18 protein-coding genes and 1 other RNA gene are annotated in these 17,271 nt (G+C 70.7%); 13 read left to right on the top strand and 6 right to left on the bottom strand.

What is annotated here, in order from left to right:
* Positions 1 to 5: 5 nt before the first annotated feature.
* Entirely contained in the window at positions 6 to 1,067 is a 1,062-nt protein-coding gene (locus tag ACQEVJ_RS36795) for a hypothetical protein (RefSeq protein WP_433109279.1), read from the bottom strand.
* Between the two features lie 82 nt (positions 1,068 to 1,149).
* Between ACQEVJ_RS36795 and prfB the strand changes: the two genes are divergently transcribed.
* Positions 1,150 to 2,268 (top strand): peptide chain release factor 2, encoded by a 1,119-nt coding sequence (gene prfB, locus ACQEVJ_RS36790; RefSeq protein WP_433109278.1) that lies wholly within the window; start codon positions 1,150 to 1,152, stop codon positions 2,266 to 2,268.
* On the opposite strand, the gene ACQEVJ_RS36785 is transcribed toward prfB, so the two are convergent.
* Positions 2,262 to 2,450 (bottom strand): hypothetical protein, encoded by a 189-nt coding sequence (locus tag ACQEVJ_RS36785; protein WP_182898828.1) that lies wholly within the window; start codon positions 2,448 to 2,450, stop codon positions 2,262 to 2,264. The genes prfB and ACQEVJ_RS36785 overlap by 7 nt on opposite strands.
* 179 nt (positions 2,451 to 2,629) lie before the next feature.
* Between ACQEVJ_RS36785 and ftsE the strand changes: the two genes are divergently transcribed.
* The 5 genes from ftsE to ssrA all read left to right on the top strand — a co-directional run bounded on the left by ftsE (position 2,630) and on the right by ssrA (position 7,386).
* The gene (gene ftsE, locus ACQEVJ_RS36780) at positions 2,630 to 3,319 is read left to right on the top strand and encodes a cell division ATP-binding protein FtsE (RefSeq protein ID WP_079315626.1); all 690 of its coding nucleotides are present in this window, start codon (positions 2,630 to 2,632) and stop codon (positions 3,317 to 3,319) included.
* A 14-nt stretch (positions 3,320 to 3,333) separates the two neighbouring features.
* Positions 3,334 to 4,233 (top strand): permease-like cell division protein FtsX, encoded by a 900-nt coding sequence (ftsX, locus tag ACQEVJ_RS36775; protein ID WP_433109275.1) that lies wholly within the window; start codon positions 3,334 to 3,336, stop codon positions 4,231 to 4,233.
* A 57-nt stretch (positions 4,234 to 4,290) separates the two neighbouring features.
* Positions 4,291 to 4,773, top strand: a complete 483-nt coding sequence (gene smpB / locus ACQEVJ_RS36770) for an SsrA-binding protein SmpB (RefSeq protein ID WP_433109273.1) — start codon at positions 4,291 to 4,293, stop codon at positions 4,771 to 4,773.
* A 3-nt stretch (positions 4,774 to 4,776) separates the two neighbouring features.
* The gene (locus ACQEVJ_RS36765; RefSeq protein ID WP_433109271.1) at positions 4,777 to 6,684 is read left to right on the top strand and encodes a penicillin-binding transpeptidase domain-containing protein; all 1,908 of its coding nucleotides are present in this window, start codon (positions 4,777 to 4,779) and stop codon (positions 6,682 to 6,684) included.
* 317 nt (positions 6,685 to 7,001) lie between these two features.
* Positions 7,002 to 7,386: a transfer-messenger RNA gene (ssrA, locus tag ACQEVJ_RS36760) on the top strand.
* A 55-nt stretch (positions 7,387 to 7,441) separates the two neighbouring features.
* On the opposite strand, the gene ACQEVJ_RS36755 is transcribed toward ssrA, so the two are convergent.
* Both ACQEVJ_RS36755 and ACQEVJ_RS36750 read right to left on the bottom strand, forming a co-directional pair.
* Positions 7,442 to 7,741 carry a hypothetical protein gene (locus ACQEVJ_RS36755; protein WP_433109269.1) on the bottom strand — a complete coding sequence of 100 codons (300 nt, stop codon included), beginning with the start codon at positions 7,739 to 7,741 and terminating at the stop codon, positions 7,442 to 7,444.
* A gap of 86 nt (positions 7,742 to 7,827) precedes the next feature.
* On the bottom strand, positions 7,828 to 8,424 hold the full coding sequence (locus tag ACQEVJ_RS36750) for a TetR/AcrR family transcriptional regulator (protein WP_433109267.1): 597 nt from the start codon (positions 8,422 to 8,424) through the stop codon (positions 7,828 to 7,830).
* A gap of 118 nt (positions 8,425 to 8,542) precedes the next feature.
* Between ACQEVJ_RS36750 and ACQEVJ_RS36745 the strand changes: the two genes are divergently transcribed.
* Positions 8,543 to 9,097 (top strand): UTRA domain-containing protein, encoded by a 555-nt coding sequence (locus ACQEVJ_RS36745; protein WP_433109265.1) that lies wholly within the window; start codon positions 8,543 to 8,545, stop codon positions 9,095 to 9,097.
* On the opposite strand, the gene ACQEVJ_RS36740 is transcribed toward ACQEVJ_RS36745, so the two are convergent.
* Entirely contained in the window at positions 9,070 to 9,375 is a 306-nt protein-coding gene (locus ACQEVJ_RS36740; RefSeq protein WP_433109263.1) for a hypothetical protein, read from the bottom strand. The two genes, ACQEVJ_RS36745 and ACQEVJ_RS36740, sit on opposite strands and share 28 nt — an antisense overlap.
* 42 nt (positions 9,376 to 9,417) lie before the next feature.
* On the opposite strand from ACQEVJ_RS36740, the gene ACQEVJ_RS36735 reads away from it, so the two are divergent.
* Positions 9,418 to 9,705, top strand: a complete 288-nt coding sequence (locus ACQEVJ_RS36735) for a hypothetical protein (protein ID WP_433109261.1) — start codon at positions 9,418 to 9,420, stop codon at positions 9,703 to 9,705.
* Positions 9,706 to 9,719: 14 nt separating this feature from the next.
* Positions 9,720 to 10,124 carry a type II toxin-antitoxin system VapC family toxin gene (locus ACQEVJ_RS36730; RefSeq protein ID WP_433109259.1) on the top strand — a complete coding sequence of 135 codons (405 nt, stop codon included), beginning with the start codon at positions 9,720 to 9,722 and terminating at the stop codon, positions 10,122 to 10,124.
* 160 nt (positions 10,125 to 10,284) lie between these two features.
* Here ACQEVJ_RS36730 and ACQEVJ_RS36725 read toward each other — a convergent pair whose 3' ends face one another.
* A complete protein-coding gene (locus tag ACQEVJ_RS36725; RefSeq protein WP_433109257.1) occupies positions 10,285 to 11,367 on the bottom strand; it encodes a S1C family serine protease in 1,083 nt (360 codons plus the stop codon).
* Between the two features lie 169 nt (positions 11,368 to 11,536).
* Here ACQEVJ_RS36725 and ACQEVJ_RS36720 point away from each other — a divergent pair, with 169 nt between their 5' ends.
* The 4 genes from ACQEVJ_RS36720 (at position 11,537) to ACQEVJ_RS36705 (ending at position 17,267) form a co-directional block, all read left to right on the top strand.
* Complete coding sequence (locus ACQEVJ_RS36720; RefSeq protein WP_433109255.1) at positions 11,537 to 13,744, top strand: acyl-CoA dehydrogenase; 2,208 nt, start codon at positions 11,537 to 11,539, stop codon at positions 13,742 to 13,744.
* A 66-nt stretch (positions 13,745 to 13,810) separates the two neighbouring features.
* Positions 13,811 to 15,499 (top strand): hypothetical protein, encoded by a 1,689-nt coding sequence (locus ACQEVJ_RS36715; protein ID WP_433109253.1) that lies wholly within the window; start codon positions 13,811 to 13,813, stop codon positions 15,497 to 15,499.
* 138 nt (positions 15,500 to 15,637) lie between these two features.
* The gene (locus tag ACQEVJ_RS36710; protein WP_433109251.1) at positions 15,638 to 15,769 is read left to right on the top strand and encodes a hypothetical protein; all 132 of its coding nucleotides are present in this window, start codon (positions 15,638 to 15,640) and stop codon (positions 15,767 to 15,769) included.
* Positions 15,770 to 15,977: 208 nt separating this feature from the next.
* Entirely contained in the window at positions 15,978 to 17,267 is a 1,290-nt protein-coding gene (locus tag ACQEVJ_RS36705) for a glycosyltransferase family 4 protein (RefSeq protein WP_433109249.1), read from the top strand.
* The last annotated feature ends 4 nt before the right edge of the window (positions 17,268 to 17,271 follow it).

Below are 17,271 nucleotides of genomic sequence, written 5' to 3'. Positions count from 1 at the left end.
GGCGATCAGCGGTTGGAGCCGCCGGTGACGATTCCCTCGTAGCCGACGACGTGCGCGGGCGCGGTGGACACCTTGGGCGGCACCGCGCTCACGTACTGCTGGGTCTCGACGATCTGCCGCTTCTGCCGGATGAACAGGTCCTTGGTGTGGCCCAGCAGCCAGCGGGCCGCCGCGGGGACCGTCACCGGGCGCCCCTCGCCGCACTTCGGGATGGGGTTCCACGAGGACGTGCGGATCAGCGTGTACAGCATCATGGCGCCACCGTCGCGGGTGCGCAGCGCGAAGATCGGGTAGTTGGGGGCCGAGGCGAAGATCGACTCGTAGTTCATGCAGTCGTCGCCCTTCGCCGTCTCCTTGGTGTCGCTGATCTCGTCGTAGAAGCCCGTCGTCTGCGGGCCGGGGGCGATCAGCCCGGAGGCGTATCCCTTCGGGCCCTCCTCGGCGGCCGTGGCGTGCAGCGGGCCCATCAGGTTGGGGCTGATCGCCACCGAGGTGTCGCGCGACTCCAGTGCCGTGGCGTAGCCGTCCGCGTCGAGGGTGACCGGGGGCGGCTTCTCGCCGGGATTGAGCAGGGACGCGAAGCTGCTGCGCCACGGCCCGTCCTTGCTCTGCCGTACGAACGTGAACACGCCGGTGCGGACGTCGCCGGACGCGTCGCGCCGCCGGGCGGTGGCCGCGAACCAGACGGTCGAGCGGGCGCTCTGCCGGGGCACGAGCACCGTGCGGTGATCCCACGTGTAGCGGGCGGGCTTGCCCTCACGGGAGTGGATCTCGGCGATCGTGATGGGCCGCTGGCCGTCCTGGGTGAGCTGGAGCGCCCACCGGTCGGCCCCGGCCTGCCGCAGCACGTCGTCGGTGTCCAGGAACGCGTCGAGCGCCCGGGACGCCTCCTCCAGCGTCACCGCCGGGGGACTGGGCGACGGCGAGGGGCTCTCGCCGGGACTCGGCAGGGCGGAGGTGGCCGCAGCCGGGCTGGCCGTCGGCCGGGCCGGTTCGCCGCCCGAGCAGGCGACGGCCGTACAGGTGAGCAGAGCAAGGGCCAGCGCACTCCGAACGACCCCGTTCACGCCAGCCCCCCTTGCAATCGATCCACATGCTACCGAGGCGGACTGCCTGACCGGGTCCCCGATTCGCGTACCCTTTACAGACGTGGCAGTCATCGATCCAGCCGAAGAGATCAACGAGCTTAGCGGCACGCTGAAGGGCATTCAGGACGTGCTCGACCTCGACGCCCTGCGCAAGCAGATCGCCGAGTTGGAGGAGCAGGCTGCCGCGCCCGACCTGTGGAACGACCCCGATCAGGCGCAGCGCGTCACCAGCCGGCTCTCCCACCTGCAGGCCGAGGTCAACCGGGTGGACGGTCTGGGCCGCCGCCTGGAGGACCTGCCGGTCCTGTTCGAGCTGGCGTCCGAGGAGGGCGACGAGGACGCGCAGGCCGAGGCGGACAGGGAGCTCGCCGCGCTCAGGTCCGAGGTCGGCGCGCTCGAGGTCCGCACGCTCCTGTCGGGCGAGTACGACGCCCGCGAGGCCCTGGTGACCATCAACTCGCAGGCGGGCGGCGTCGACGCGGCCGACTGGGCCCAGATGCTGCTGCGCATGTACCTGCGGTGGGCCGAGCGCAAGGGCTACCCGGCGGAGGTCTACGAGACCTCCTATGCCGAGGAGGCCGGCATCAAGTCGGCCACCTTCGCGGTCAAGGCCCCCTACGCGTACGGCACGCTCAGGGGCGAGCACGGCACCCACCGGCTGGTGCGGATCAGCCCGTTCGACAACCAGGGCCGCCGGCAGACCTCGTTCGCGGGTGTGGACGTGGTGCCCGTGGTCGAGCAGACCGACCACATCGACATCAACGAGGACGACCTGCGCATCGACGTCTACCGGTCGTCGGGGCCGGGCGGCCAGGGCGTGAACACGACCGACTCGGCCGTGCGGATCACCCACCTCCCGACCGGGATCGTGGTCTCCTGCCAGAACGAGCGGTCGCAGCTGCAGAACCGCGCGACGGCGATGGCCGTCCTCCAGGCCAAGCTGCTTGAGCGCAAGCGCCAGGAGGAGGCCGCGGCGATGAACGAGCTGCGCGGCGAATCGACGACGTCATGGGGCACGCAGATCCGCAACTACGTGCTGCACCCGTACCAGATCGTCAAGGACCTGCGCACGGGTGTGGAGGCGGGCAACCCCACCGCGGTGCTGGACGGCGACCTCGACGAGTTCATCGAGGGCGAGATCCGCTGGACGCGCCGCCAGGAATCGGGTGACGGTCAGTAACCGCTGACGTGCGTGAGCGCGACCAGTGCCACGACCAGTAGCACGACAAGCGCGATGACCAGGGGCGACAGCCCCATGAACCCGTGGTGGTGAACCTTGGCGCGGCCCTCCCGGCAGACGGGGCAGCGCCCCTCCACCACGGGGCCGGCGCACGCGGCGCAGATCAGATGTTCGCAGCTCATAGCAGCTTTACCGCCCCATCGCCCAAGGGCTAATCGTTTTGTTTCCGTTATGGACGTTCCATGCCAGTGTTACCCCTAGACTGGCCTCTGGCCAAACGGAACGTCGATCCAGAGCAAAGTGACCGGCGACCCCCGGACCGGCCGTCCCACCCCCTAGACTGGCTAGCCGTGATGCGCCCGTGATCCATTTCGATAATGTCACCAAGGTCTACGCGAACCAAAACCGGCCCGCCCTCGACCACGTGAGCGTGGATGTCGACAAGGGCGAGTTCGTGTTCCTGGTCGGTCCGTCAGGGTCGGGGAAGTCCACCTTCCTCCGGCTGGTGCTGAAGGAGGAGCGGCCCAACAGCGGCTCCATCCACGTGGCCGGCAAGGACCTGTCGAAGCTGTCCAACTTCAAGGTGCCGCACCTGCGCCGCCGCATCGGCTGCGTGTTCCAGGACTTCCGGCTGCTGCCGAACAAGAACGTCTACGAGAACGTGGCGTTCGCCCTGGAGGTCATCGGCAAGCCGCGCCGCTTCATCCGCAAGGTCGTGCCCGAGGTCATCGAGCTCGTCGGCCTCGAGGGCAAGGCGCACCGCATGCCGGAGGAGCTGTCCGGTGGCGAGCAGCAGCGGGTCGCCATGGCCCGCGCGTTCGTCAACCGGCCGATGATCCTGCTCGCCGACGAGCCCACGGGAAACATCGACCCTGCCACGAGCATCGGCATCATGAAGGTGCTCGACCGAATCAACAGGACCGGCACGACCGTCCTCATGGCGACACACGACGCCGCGATTGTCGACTCCATGCGCAAGCGCGTGGTCGAGCTCGAGGACGGCAAGATCGTCCGCGACCAGTCGCGCGGCGTGTACGGCCAGGCGTATTAGGAGTAACTGCGACCATGCGGGCCAACTTCATCTTCTCCGAGGTCTGGATCGGCCTTCGGCGCAACCTCACGATGACCATCGCGGTGATCGTGACGGTGGCGGTCGGCATGGCGCTGCTCGGCGTCGGACTGATGATCAACTCCCAGGTCTCGAAGCTGACCGGCTTCTGGAGCGACAAGGTCGAGCTGTCGGTCTACCTGTGCACCAAGGGCTCACCCTTCGAACCCTGTAAGAACAGGGGCGCTGTCACGCAGGAGGAGAAGGGCAACCTGGAGCAGACGATCAAGGCGCTCCCGGACGTCGAGCGGGTGCAGTTCGAGACCCAGGCCCAGGCGTACAAGAACTTCCAGAGCACCGAGAGCAACACGCTGCTGTTGTCGGTGACCAAGCCCGAGGACATGCCGGAGTCGTTCCGGGTCAAGCTGAAGGACCCGGAGAAGGCGACGGCGGTCGCGAGCAGCCTCAAGGGGCAGCCCGGCGTCTCCAACGTCGTCAACGAGCGCGACCTGCTCCAGTCGGTCTTCGGTTTCATGGACACGCTGCGCAACGTGGCGCTCGGCATCGCGATCCTCATGGTGATCGCGGCCACCCTGCTGATCGGCAACACGGTCCGGCTGTCGGCGTACAACCGCCGGAGGGAGACCGGCATCATGCGGCTGGTCGGCGCCTCCAACATCTACATCCAGCTTCCGTTCGTGCTGGAGGGCCTGATCGCCGGTCTCATCGGCGGCGTCCTGTCCGGTGTGATCCTGATCATCGTCAAGGTCTTCATCTTCGAGTCGATCCAGACCTACATGGCGGCGCCCCTCGGCTGGGACACGGTCGCGGGCGTGATCACCGGCACCATGGCCATCGGCGTGCTGATCTGTGTGCTCGCCTCGTTCGTCACCCTGCGCCGCTACCTGCGGGTGTGATCCCGCACCGGCCGCGCAGCTCGTTTTCGCCCTTCGCGGCGACGGTAGGCTCCCCTTATGCCACGTGAGACCGGGCGCAAGCTGATCGCCCAGAACAAGCGTGCCAGGCACGACTTCTTCATCGAGGACACCTACGAGGCCGGGCTCGTCCTGACCGGCACCGAGGTCAAGTCCCTGCGGGCGGGAAAGGCCAACCTGACCGACGGCTACGCCTCGGTCGAGGGCGGCGAGGTCTGGCTGATCAACGTGTACATCCCGGAGTACAGCCAGGGCACCTGGACCAACCACGCCGCCCGGCGCACGCGCAAGCTGCTGCTGCACCGCAAGGAGATCGGCAAGCTCGGCGCGACGATGAAGGAGAAGGGCCTCACGCTGATCCCGCTGTCGATGTACTTCAAGGACGGCCGGGCGAAGATCGAAATCGGCATCGCCAGGGGTAAGAAGGACTACGACAAGCGGCAGACGCTCATGGAGAAGCAGGCCGGCCGGGAGATGGCGCGGGCCATGTCGAACGCGGTCCGCCGCCGGGGGGGCCGTTAGGCCGTGTCCTTCCGATCATTCGGGGTCGTCCGGGCGAGAGCCGTACGGGCCGCGCTCGCGCTGGGGCTGACCGCGCCCCTGCTGACCGGCTGCTTCGAGGAACCGTCGCCGCACGAGGCGGTGCGCGACTTCCTCGTCGGCTGGCAGACGGGCGACTACGTGGCCGCCGCGCGGCGGGCCGACGGCGACCAGGCGGCGGTGCGCAAGGCACTGGAAAACGCCCGGCTGCAACTGGACGCCGCCTCGATCCGCTTCTCCCTCCGGGGGATCAGCCAGGACGGCGACGCCGCGCGGGCCGGCTACCACGCCGAGGTGGACCTCGGCGAGAACAACCCCCTCTGGCAGTACGACGGCAACCTGCCCCTGCACCTGGTCGGCGGCCAGTGGAAGGTGCGGTGGTCGCCGAGCGTCATCCACCCCGACCTGCACTCCGGGCAGCGGCTCGCGGTCGCCACCGTCCCCAAGGGCCGCAAGCCGATCCTCGACCGGAACGGCAACCCGTTGCAGGACGAGACCGTCCTGCACGTCGCCGGGGTCTTCCCCGCCAAGGTCAAGGACCCCGGCAGGCTCTGCGACCAGCTGTCGAAGGTCACCGGCTTCGCCCAGGACCGCCTGCTGAGCCGCATCCTGTCGTCGCCCCCGCAGGACTTCGTTCCCCTCGCGACGTTCGGGCGGACGAAGTTCGCCCAGATCAGGTCCAAGCTGGATGCCATCCAAGGTCTGGAGTTCCAGATCGACAACCCGCCGGTCGCCCCCAAGTCGCCGACCCAGATCGTCGGGGTGGTCACGGCCATCACCCCGGAGGCGGAGCAGCGGCTCGGCGGGCCGCAGCGGGCCGGCGACACGCTGGGCCGGGACGGCCTGCAGAAGGCCTACCAGGACCAGCTCACCGGCTCGACCGAGACCCGGGTCGTGATCCTCGACAACGCCACCGGGCGGCTGGTCAAGGAGCTCAAGGCGTGGCCGGGGCGGGAGAACTCGTCGGTCCAGACCACGATCGACAGCCGCCTGCAGAGCGTGGGGGACGCCGCGGTGGCGGGGGCCCGCCCGGCCGCGCTCGTCGCGGTGCAGGCCTCCACCGGCGACCTGCTCGCCGTCTCCACCAACCAGTTGCACCAGGAGAAGGACGCGCTGGCCGGCAAGTTCGCGGCCGGCACCGCCTTCTCGGTCGTCGCCGCGGAAGGACTGCTCCAGTCGGGTCTCGACCCGAAGCAGAAGGTGCCGTGCAGCGCCGACCGCACCGTGGGCGGAGCCCGATTCCAGCAGCCCGGTGTCAACGGCGTGACGACGCCCACCTTCCAGACCGACTTCGCGCAGGGTTGCGTGACCGCCCTGGCGTCGCTGGCGCGGCGGATCAGCGGGCAGCGGCTCTCCGCAAGCGCGAGCCAGTTCGGCATCGGCGGTGACTGGAAGCTGCCGCTGAAGACGTTCAGCGGGTCGATGGACGCCCCCGACGGCGACGCCGCCATCGCGAAGATCATGGCTGGGCAGGGCGCCCGCGTGAGCCCGCTGTCCATGGCCCTCGTCGCCGCGGCCGTCAAGTCCGGCACGTGGCGGCCGCCGGTGCTGGTGACCTCGCCCAGCGCTCCCGACCCGGCGGCCGAGGACGGCGCCACGCCGGCCACCGCGCAGCCCGTGACGCTCGATCCCGCGATCATCGCGAAGCTGCGCACGCTCATGCGGGCCGGTGTGACGTCCGGCGCGGCCTCCGCCGCCTCCGCCCCCGGCGACCCCGTGTACGGCGTGGCCGCCGAGGTCACCCAGACGGAGAAGAAGGAGCGCACCAGGCTCTCGTGGTTCGTGGGCTGGCAGGGGGACGTCGCGGTCGCCGTGCTGGCGCAGAGCGGCGATACGGAGGCCGCTGCGACGATGGCCGGAAGCTTCTTCCGCGACGCGCAGCCCCAGACCTGAAAAAGGCTCCGAGGCGAGCAACCATCAGGGCGGTGACCGGCGTCTTTCTAGGTGACTGGGACCCGCTTGGGGGGTTGCGGGCCCAGTCGCCGTGATGAGGACAGGGCTCCATCTCGGGGGGAGCCCTGCCCGTCTCGACCGGCTCGACCCTGCCGGTCAGCCCCCGGGGGCGCGTGCCAGAGGCCGCGATCCCGGGGGCTTCGGCGTCTCACCGGCCCACCGGTGCACCGGGGCGAAGGAATTCGAGTCGCGTCGCCGGTGTTGTCATGAGTAAGCTTGTGACGCCAGGCCCTCGGGTCTGGATTGACAACTCCACAGGGGGTGACCGGTTTCGACTTCGACATTGCAAGTCAGGGGAAGCGGGTCGGGGACGGCGGACATAACCCCGTTAACACTGTGACCGCAAACGATAAGTGCCAATAAGAAGAGCACTGAGGTGAGCCAGGCTTCCCTGGCTCTCGCCGCCTAAGCAGCGAGAAACCTCTGTCAGCCCGGGAGTGCCTTCGGCCCGGAACTGACATCGCTAGAAGGCTCAACCGTCCGGCCCGGTCACGGGGCCGTACGGGAAACCAAACAGTGACTGGGCCCGTCGGTGACTCGCCTGTGAGATCGCCGGGGCCGAGAAAAGCGCAACAGGCTGCACCCGGAGAAGCCCTGTCTTGGTGTTGAAGGACGCGGGTTCGATTCCCGCCACCTCCACATCTCCGCAGAAGGGCGGGGAGGAAGCGAACGCTTCCTCCCCGCCCTTTTTTGGTGTCTAGACCCGTTGCGGCTGTTCGTCGTGGGCGAGCTGGGCGCCGGCAGCCGGCGAGTGGCGCCGGATCAGGTCGGGCAGGAGGGTGGCCAGACCGGCCAGCGCCAGCGCGGCCCCGAGCCACAGCGGAGCCCGCAGCCCCCAGGCGTCGATGACGACGGCCCCGATTGAGGAGCCGAGGATGATGCCGAGGGTGATGAAGGACGAGTGGACCGTGTTGACCAGCGGGCCGGCGTTGCCGGCACGCTGAACGCGGGTGGCCATCGCCGTGTTCATGGTCACGCCGGCCAGGCCGACGCCCATCAGGCAGTTCGAAACTGGGGCATGTGAAGGCACTGTCCGGGTGCGGATGGTGCCGGAGTCGGTGGCAGCGGTTCGATGGGAGTGGATCAGTGGGTCAGGGCGTCCAGGGTGATCTCGGCGATGGACTCCAGGGTCGCGCGGTCCGCGCCTGCCTGGCTGGAGACGCGCATGCCGGCGACGGCCGCGTTGACGAATCGGGCCAGCGCCTCTGCGTCCCGCGCCGAGACGATGCTTCCGTCCCGGCGGCCCTCCTCGATGGCCGCACGTATGGCCGCCAGCCTGCGGGTCGTGTCGCGCTCCAGCATCTCGGCTGCCCGGGTCTCGCGGGCGGCCGCTTCGACCGTGGTGTTCACGCTCAGGCAACCGAGGCCGCGACCGCCGGCCCGGTTCGCGGTCTCGCCCTCGACGACCAGGACGAGCAGGGCGCGGATGCGGTCGGCTCCGCTTCTCGTCGAGTCCTCCAGGACGGCCAGGTGAGCGGTCGTCATGCTGTCGAGGTAGCGGGCGAGCGCGCGCTCGAAGAGATCCTGTTTGCTCTTGAACGTGTTGTAGATGCTGCTGCGCCCCAGTCCGGTGGCGTCGCACAGGTCCTGAGTGGAAGCGGCCTCGTAGCCCTTCTCCCAGAATGTGCGCATTGCCGCGTCCAGGGCCCGTTCCTCGTCGAACATCCTCGGCCGGGCCACGCGGGCAGCATAGCAAGTTTTGAACCGATCGTTTCAATACTCCTCGGGAGTGGCTCTCAGATATGACGAGTACTGTCGGGGCGGTACATGGGAGGGGCTTGCCGTGGGGGAGCGGAGCATGGAGCGGCCGAGAATAGTGGTGCGAAGGTCGCTGCCGTCGGAGCCGGCCGTACGGGGATCGGCCTCGTTGTTCCTGACGGAGGCGGAGCGGCAGGGTGTGCGGGCCGGGCGCAGGATGCTGTACGTCGGCCCGGAGCCCGCGTCCGAGCACGTGGCCGCCGGGCTGCGGGTGGAGCCCGGCACGCCGGTGCTGGCCCGGCGCAAGCTGCTGCTCGCCGGTGACGTGCCGGTGCGGGTCGCCACGAGCTTCCTGCGGCTCGACCTCTTCGCGGACACGCCGCTGTGCGAGCCGGGCTTCCTGGCGCCGAGCCTGCAGGCGCGCATCGAGGAGATGGGCCACCGGTTCGGCCGGGCGGAGGAGCACCTGGTCGCCCGTCCGCCCGGGGACGGCGAGGCGGCCATGCTGGAACTGGAGCCCGGCGAGTGGGTGGTCCAGATCGTGCGGGCCGCGTACTCGGCCGACGACCTGCCGATCCACGTGCTGGAGACGCTCTGCGCCGCCTCCCGGCACGTGTTCGACATCGCTCAGGTGAGCGGCGCCGACGAGTTCTGATCGAGGTAGGCGTCGATCTCCGCGAGCAGGGCCGACTTGCGTTCGGCGCCGAGGAGGGACGCCTCCACCGCGGCGCGGGCCAGGTCGGCGACGCCCTTCTCATCGGGGGAGAGCAGTTCGGCCGCCACGGCGTACTCCCGGCTGAGGTCGGTGCCGAACATCGGCGGGTCGTCGGTGTTCACCGTGATCGGCACCCTGGCCGCGACCAGCGCGGGCAGCGGGTGCTCTGCCAGGTCCTCCTGGCTCGTGGGGACGTCCCCCCTGCGCTCGCTGGCCAAGATACTGTGGTACGGCGTAGTACGGGTCGTGAAGATGGGACGATGAGCACCAGACCCAGACCTGTCGATGTCAGTGTGCGGCAGTTCGTCAGCGACTCCGGCAGCATCACCCGGGGGCTGCGGCAGGGACAGCAGTATGTGCTGACGATCAACGGTGAACCGCTTGCCGAGGTCATTCCGATCAAGCGTCGCCGGGCCGTTCCAACCACGAAGGTGCTGGCCGTTTTCGCTACCGCGCCTGCTCTCGACGTCGACGAACTCCGCGCCGACCTGGACGCCGTGATCGATCAGGAGCTGCCTGCCGATCCGCTGGAGGGGACCGGCCTGTGAGACATGCGGAAGGAGTGCTTGACACCAACATCGTGGCCGTCCTGTCCCTGTTCGATGCCGCCGAACTACCGGAAGCGTCCCTGATCACCGATGTGACGCTTGGCGAGTTGTCGGACGCGCCGCATGCCACCGCTGACCCGATCAAGCGTGCCCGGAGGATAGCCGTCCTGCAGCATGTCGAGGCCACTTTCGACGCGCTGCCCTCCGACGCCGAGGCTGCCCGGATATACGGCCAGATATGCGCTGCCGTTCGTATCTCCGGTCGGCAGCCGCGCGGCAGGGTAGCCGACTTGGTGATCGCCGCGATCGCCGCCAGCAACGAGCTTCCTCTCTACACCGCCAATCCGAAGGACTTCGCCGGTCTCGACGGCATGGTGGAAGTCGTGGCCGTCTCGCGGCCTCCGGGCGCGACGGCCTGACTCACCCCTGAGAAGTGCCGGAGCCGCGACGGGCGGGACGGGGCGAACTGCGATCGGGGCCGTCCCGGAAGTCGTAGAACGCCTCGACCAGGGCGGGGTCTGCGGGCACGGCCGTCGCCCCCTCGTAGTGCGCGGCGAGTTCGGCGACGATGGATCGGGCTCATCCTCCGGCCTGCAGCTCGCTGAGCACGACGGTGACCGTGCTCTTGGTGCCGTCCGGTTGCATCAGCTCGACCCGGGCCTTGTCGCCTGGTTTGAGTGTCACCAGGGCCTGCGCCAGGGCGCTGGCGGTGGGGGTGGGTGTTCCGTTGACCTTCACGATCACGTCGCCGGGGCGGATGCCGGCCTTCTCCGCGCCGCCGCCGGGGGACACCGAGCCGACGGCCACGCCGATCGGGTTGCCGTCCGCGTCGACCGCCGTGCCGACCCGTACGCCGAGGGCAGCCCGATGGCTGTTGACGACCCGGCCGTACTGAATGATCTGGCGGGCGATGTCGGTCGCGGTGTCGCTCGGGATCGCGAAGCCGAGGCCGGGCGCGGCTCCCAGGTTGGGATCGACGGCGGCCAGCGTCGGGATGCCGATGACCTGGCCGGACAGGTCCACCAGCGCGCCGCCGCTGTTGCCGGGGTTGATGGGCGCGGAGGTCTGGATGGCGTTGGCGATGGTCGCGGCCCCGCCGCCGGCGTGCCTTTCGCCCGTCACGGTGCGGCCGAGGGCCGACACGATGCCCTGGGTCACGCTGCCGGAGAAGCCGAGCGGGTTGCCCATCGCGAGCACGATCTGCCCGACCTTGAGGTTCGCGGAGCGGCCGAAGGTCGCGGGCGTCAGCCCGTTCTTGTTCTCGACCTGGATGATCGCCAGGTCGCCGGGAGGATAGGAGCTCACCAGCCTGGCCTTCCTCGACTTGCCGCCGGTCGCCAGCGTGACCTGGAACTCCGTGGCGGCGCCCACGACGTGGGCGTTCGTCAGGATGTGGCCGTCGGTGTCGTAGACGATGCCCGAGCCCAGCGCCTGTCCGGTGGTGATCTGCACGATCGACGGAAGGACCCTCTTGATGACCTGCTCGTAGGTCGTCTCGAGCTCGATCGGGCGGGTCGGCATGGGCGCGGCCGTCCCCGTCTTCGGAGGCGCCGTCGGGGAGGCGGTCTCGCCCGGGGTGGTTCCCGGGGCGCATCCCCCCGCGACCAGCACGGCCACGGCCGGGGCGGCGACCGTGCGGAGGACCTTCCGTGAGAGCTGCATAGTCCCCTGTCTACCTGCGAGAACATTCGCCGCAAGGCGGCACGCCGGGACAGGCGCAGGTCATGACGGGTGCCCGGGACGGCCGATACCCGGGCGCTCGGGACACGGCCTAGCCAGCGAATATTCCTCTAGAATATGGTTCTACAAAGACCTAGCGCTGGAGGATCTTATGGCGATCGGGCTGAGCGAGGAGCACGAGGCGCTTCGCGAGTCGGTGACCGGATGGGCCGAGCGGGCCGTGCCCGCCGACCTCGTGCGAAGCGCGGTGGGTGTCCTCGCCGATCCGGGAACGGAGGAGCGCCCGGCCTTCTGGCCCGCTCTCGCCGGCCAGGGGCTGCTCGGGCTGCACGTTCCGGAGGAGTTCGGCGGCTCCGGCTACGGCCTCCTGGAGGCGGCCGTGGCGATCGAGGCGCTGTCGGAGCGGGTGGCACCCGGCCCGATGGTGCCGACCGTGCTCGCCAGCGCCGCCATCCTCGCCTCCGAGGGCAAGGCGCAGGCCGACCTGCTGCCCGGGCTCGCGGACGGATCGCTGACCGGCGCGGTGGCGCTCGACGGCGAGATCACCGGTGTCCGCGACGGCGACGTGCTGACGATCAGCGGCGCGGCCGGGCACGTCCTCGGCGCGGCGGTCGCCGACGTGCTGGTCCTGCCGGTGGCGACGGACGGCGGCGAGGAGTGGGTGGCGATCGACGCCGCCCAGGCGACGGTCACCGCGATCAAGTCGCTCGACCTCACCCGCGGCGTGGCCAAGGTCGAGCTGAACGGCGTAGGGGTGCCCGCCGAGCGGGTGCTGACCGGCCTGACCGGCGCCGAGGTGCGCAACGTGGCCGCGATCGTCCTCGGCGCGGACGCTGCCGGGGTGGCCGCCTGGTGCGTGTCGGCCGCCGCCGACTACGCCAAGGTCCGGGTGCAGTTCGGCCGCCCGATCGGCCAGTTCCAGGGCATCAAGCACAAGATCTCGCGGATGCTGGTGGCGCTGGAGCAGGCCCGGGCCACGGTCTGGGACGCCACCCGGGCGGAGGGCGCCGAGCGCGACTACGCCGCCGCGATCGCCGCCGTCATGGCGCCCGACGCGGCCGTGCAGTGCGCCAAGGACGCGATCCAGACGTTCGGCGGCATCGGCTACACCTTCGAGCACGACGCGCACCTGTACTACCGCCGGGCGCTGACCATCCGCGCGCTGCTCGGCTCCTCCTCCGAGTGGTCCGACCGGGTGGCCGCGCTCGCGCTCCAGGGCGTCGCCCGGGAGATGGAGATCGACCTGCCGGAGGAGTCGGAGTCGCAGCGTGAGGCCATCCGGGCGGAGCTCGCCGAGATCGCCGCCCTGGAGGGCGTCGAGCAGAAGCGGGCCCTGGCCAAGGCCGGTTTCGTCATGCCGCACCTGCCCGGGCCCTGGGGCCGCGCGGCCTCCCCGCTGGAGCAGGTGCTCATCCACCAGGAGATCAGGGCGGCCAAGATCAAGCTTCCGCAGATGATCATCGGCGCGTGGGTGGTGCCGTCGCTGGTCACGTACGGCACGCCGGAGCAGCAGGAGCGGTTCCTGCCGCCGACGCTGAGCGGCGAGCTGATCTGGTGCCAGCTCTTCTCCGAGCCGGGGGCCGGCTCCGACCTCGCGTCGCTGCAGATGAAGGCGGAGAAGGTCGAGGGCGGCTGGAAGCTCAACGGCCAGAAGATCTGGACGTCGGTGGCGCACGTCGCCGAGTGGGCCATCTGCATCGCCAGGTCTGACACCTCCAAGCCGAAGCACGACGGCATCACCTACTTCCTGGTGGACATGAAGGGGCCCGGCGTCACCGTGCGGCCGCTGACCGAGATGACCGGGGAGAACCTGTTCAACGAGGTGTTCCTCGACGACGTCTTCGTGCCGGACGAGATGGTCGTCGGCGAGGTCGACGAGGGCTGGCGGGTCGCCAGGAACACGCTGTCGAACGAGCGGGTCTCGCTGTCGTCCGGCTCTGGCGGCACCGGCGCCTCGGTGCCCGACCTGCTCGGCCTGGCCGGCCGGCTGGGCCGCGAGCTCACCGCCGCCGAGCGGCAGGACCTCGCCCGCGTCGTCTGCGAGGCGCACTCGATCAACGCGCTGTCGCTGCGGGTAACGCTCAAGCAGCTCGCCGGCAGCGAGCCGGGCGCCGACGCGTCGGTGCGCAAGCTGCTGTCGACCGCGCACGCGCAGCACGTCTCCGAGGCGGCGGTCTCGCTGCTCGGCACGGCCGCCGTCACCGCCGCAGACTGGAAGCTCGGCGACGCCGGCTACTGGAACCGGGCCGTGCTCGCTACCCGCGCGATGACCATCTACGGCGGCACCACGGAGGTGCAGCTCAACATCATCGCCGAGCGCATGCTGGGCCTGCCCCGCGACCCCGAGCCGGGCAAGTAGCCCCGGCCGCGGCCGGTCACGCGGGCCGCTCAGGCGCCCGCGTGACCGGCCACTAGCCTGTACGGCATGCGGCCGCCCTTCCGGTTTGTACGGCTTGGCCTGGTGCGGGGTGGTCCCGTCCTCCAGCCGCATGCCGTGCTCGCGCGGACCGGGCCGGCCCTGCTCGGCCTGGCTCTCGGGGTCCTGGCGCTCGGGCCCGCCCTCGGGCCGGGGTTCGTGCTGCGCTACGACATGGTGTTCGTCCCGGACCCGCCGCCGCGCCTGCCCGGCGGATTCCCCCGGGCCGTGCCGAGCGACCAGGTCGTGGCGCTGCTGTCGGCCGTGGTCCCGGCCGAGATCGTGCAGAAGGCGATCCTGCTCGGGCTGTTCGTGCTGGCCGCATCCGGGGCCGCGGCTCTCGCACGTGACGCCCTGCCGGGGGGCGGGATCGTGCCCCGGCTGGCCGCGGCGGCGTTCTACGCCTGGAACGCCTACCTGGCCCAGCGCCTGCTCATCGGGCAGTGGGCGCTGCTGCTCGGCTACGCCGGGCTGCCGTGGGCGGTGCGCGCCGCGGCGCGTGGCGGGGCCTCGCGGCTCGCGGCGGCCCTGCTGCCCGCCGCCGTGGGCGGGTTCCAGGCTATGCTCGTCAGCGCCCTGACCGTGCTCCCGGTGGCCGCGCTGCGCGGCGGGAGAGGTGGCGGGAGAGGCGAGGGGGGAGGCGGCGGGGGAGGACGGGCGCGGGCGGTGCTGTCATCGGTGTCGCCGCCACTGGCCGTCGTCGCCGTGCTCAGCCTGCCGTGGCTCGTCCCGGCGCTCATCCCGGCGCTAGTCCCCGCGCTCGGGGCGGACGCCGTGGCCGATCCCGCCGGGGTGGCCGCCTTCGCGCCCCGGGCGGACGGGCCGTTCGGGACGCTCGGCAGCCTGCTCACGCTCGGCGGCATCTGGAACTCCCACGCCGTGGTGCCCGGACAGGACATGCCCGCGCTCGCCGCCGTCCGCCTCGCCCTCACCCTCGTCGCGGTCGCCGGGTTCGTACGGCTCGGGTTCGTACGGCGGCCCGCGTGGTGGCGGGGTCTGGCCGCAGCCGCGTGCGCCGGTGTCCTGATCGCGTGCGCCGGGGCCTTCGCGCCCGGCGTGCCGCGTGCTCTGATCGGCTGGTGGGCGGGGTTCGGCCCGCTCCGCGACGGCCAGGTGTACGTCGCGCCGTTCGCGCTGGCGCAGGCCGTGGGTGTCGCCGTGGCGGTGACGGCCCTTCGCGCCGCCCTGCCGGCGCCGATCGCGTCGGCCGCGGTGGCGGTGCCGGTGCTGGTCCTGCCGACGTTCGCGCTGGGCGCGTTCGGCAGGCTCGGGACGGCCGAGTATCCCGAGGAGTGGCGCCGCGTGCAGGCCGTCGTCAACGGAGACCCCGTCCCCGGCGCGCTGCTGTCGCTGCCCTGGAGTGCCTACCGGGCGTTCTCCTGGAACGGCGGCCGGGTGGTCCTCGACCCCGCCACCAAGATGTTCTCCCGGCCGGTGGTGTGGAACGACGCGCTCGTCGTCGGCACGGGCGGCGGGAGACAGATCCGGGTGGCCGCCGAGAGCCCCCTCGCGCGGCGGATCGGCGCGCTGCTGGCCGGGCCGGCGGAGCCGGTGAGCGCGTCACTCACGGAGGCGCTCGCGCGGGAGGGGGTGCGATACGTGCTCACAGTCGGGGCCGATGAGAACACGTTCTTGTCCCGGTTGCCGGGAGCTACCCCCGTCTACAGGGGCCGTGAACTCCTCCTGGTACGCCTGTGAGCAGTCAAGATCCGTGACTCGCGGCATACTGGACGGTAAGTCTTTTTATCACGGTTTGACCAAGGCTATGGTGTAGGAGCTGTATCACGTTCTAGTCTCGGCGCACCCGCGCGTTCGAACTGTCGAGGAGGAAGCATCGTGTTGAAGGTGCTGGCTGCTCTCGCGGTCGGGGCCGTGCTCGCCGGCGTCGCCTCCGTGGCGGTCGTCAACGTGGCCGCGCCCACCGTGGAACCACCGAACAAGCCGCTCTACAACTACGGCGACAGGTGAGCGCACCAGACCTGACGCCCGTTCCATAAGGACTCCTGCGAAGACCCAGTTCGTCAGGGGCGTGGTTTCGCCATGCCCTCATGCGTCCGTGCCCCGATTCGCCCGCACCGCCTCATCCGCCGCGCCCCGGGACCACCCGTATCGGCGGCCGCGCCCCGCGGTGCCTCCCCGAACTCGCCGCCGAGACGCGTCACCCGAAGGAGTGGTCGTGGTCGCACAGGGTGCGAAGGCGAAGTCCTCGGGGCACCCGGCCCCCCTTCCCGAGCCGTCCGACAGGCCGCATCTGGCGGCCACCGGCGCCGGTGCGGCTCCGGCCGTCGTCCCCCTGCTCGCAGACGTGCGCGTGGCGGTGCTGAACTTCCGGGAGCCGGGCCAGACCGTCGCGGGCGGCGCGGAGGAGTACGCCTGGCGGGTCTCCGCCTACCTCGTCGGCCAGGGGGCGCGCGTCCACTTCGTCACCAGCCGGGAGCGGCACCAGACCCGCGGCGAGTCGCGTGACGGCATCGAACTGCGCAGGATGGGCAACAAGTATCTTGTCTACCTCCTCGTCCCGCTCTGGTTGCTGCTGCGCCGCCGCCGGTTCGATGTGATCATTGACTGCATGAACGGCATCCCGTTCTTCTCGCCGGTGGTGGCACGCCGCCGTACGCGGGTGATCTGCGTGGTCCACCACGTGCACGACCGGCAGTTCTACGCCTTCTTCCCACGGTGGCTGGCGCGGATCGGCTGCTTCATCGAGGGGCCGGTGGCGCGGCTGGTGTATCGGCGGTGCACGACGGTGACGGTCTCCGACTCCTCCCGCGACGAGCTGCGTGAGCGACTCCGCTGGCTGGCCCCGATCGAGGTGGTGCCCAACGGCAGCCCGAGCGCCAGGCCCGTCGTGAGGGAGCCGGTGCCGGGCGACCCGGCCGTCGTCTACCTCGGCCGCCTGGTCGGGCACAAGCGCGTCGAGCGGGTGGTCGAGCTCGCCGCCGAGCTGGCTCCCGGCCGTCCCGGGCTGCACGTGCACGTCGTCGGGCGGGGCCCCGAGCACGACCGGCTGGCCGCGCGGGCGGGCAGGCCCGACGTGGCCGGACGCGTCCACCTGCACGGGTTCCTGCCGGAGGCGGAGAAGAACGCGGTGCTGAGCGGCGCCAGGCTCAACGTCACGGCGTCGGAGTTCGAGGGCTGGGGGCTGACCGTGATCGAGGCGGCCGCGCTCGGCGTGCCCACCGTCGCCTACGACGTGGCCGGCCTGCGCGACTCCGTACGGCACGGCGTGACGGGGTGGCTGGTGCGCGACGGCGAGCGGCTCGCCGACGTGGTCGACCAGGCCCTGCGGGAGCTGGACGATCCCCTGACGAGGGCGCGGACGGCCCGGGCATGTCGTCGCTGGGCGGGCGAGTTCACCTGGGGGAAGACGGGGGCGGCCATGACCAGGCTGGTCGCGGGCGAACTCGGCCGGCTCCCCGCGCGAGCCCCCGAGAAGTGTGCCGAGAGCCTCCGTGAGAAGTCCTGAGCGC

It is taken from the genome of Microbispora sp. CA-102843 (assembly GCF_050936215.1).
GTDB lineage: Bacteria > Actinomycetota > Actinomycetes > Streptosporangiales > Streptosporangiaceae > Microbispora.
The sequence above is the reverse complement of the archived record's forward strand: the minus strand, read 5'-3'. Positions and strand labels throughout refer to the sequence as shown.

Bases quoted from the DNA above. Each gene is read 5' to 3' on its own strand.
- ACQEVJ_RS36785 (WP_182898828.1), bottom strand. From the start codon at position 2,450: ATGAGCTGCGAACATCTGATCTGCGCCGCGTGCGCCGGCCCCGTGGTG.
- ftsX (WP_433109275.1), top strand. From the start codon at position 3,334: ATGCGGGCCAACTTCATCTTCTCCGAGGTCTGGATCGGCCTTCGGCGC.
- smpB (WP_433109273.1), top strand. From the start codon at position 4,291: ATGCCACGTGAGACCGGGCGCAAGCTGATCGCCCAGAACAAGCGTGCC.
- ACQEVJ_RS36755 (WP_433109269.1), bottom strand. From the start codon at position 7,741: ATGGGCGTCGGCCTGGCCGGCGTGACCATGAACACGGCGATGGCCACC.
- ACQEVJ_RS36745 (WP_433109265.1), top strand. From the start codon at position 8,543: ATGGAGCGGCCGAGAATAGTGGTGCGAAGGTCGCTGCCGTCGGAGCCG.
- ACQEVJ_RS36735 (WP_433109261.1), top strand. From the start codon at position 9,418: ATGAGCACCAGACCCAGACCTGTCGATGTCAGTGTGCGGCAGTTCGTC.
- ACQEVJ_RS36725 (WP_433109257.1), bottom strand. From the start codon at position 11,367: ATGCAGCTCTCACGGAAGGTCCTCCGCACGGTCGCCGCCCCGGCCGTG.
- ACQEVJ_RS36720 (WP_433109255.1), top strand. From the start codon at position 11,537: ATGGCGATCGGGCTGAGCGAGGAGCACGAGGCGCTTCGCGAGTCGGTG.
- ACQEVJ_RS36715 (WP_433109253.1), top strand. From the start codon at position 13,811: ATGCGGCCGCCCTTCCGGTTTGTACGGCTTGGCCTGGTGCGGGGTGGT.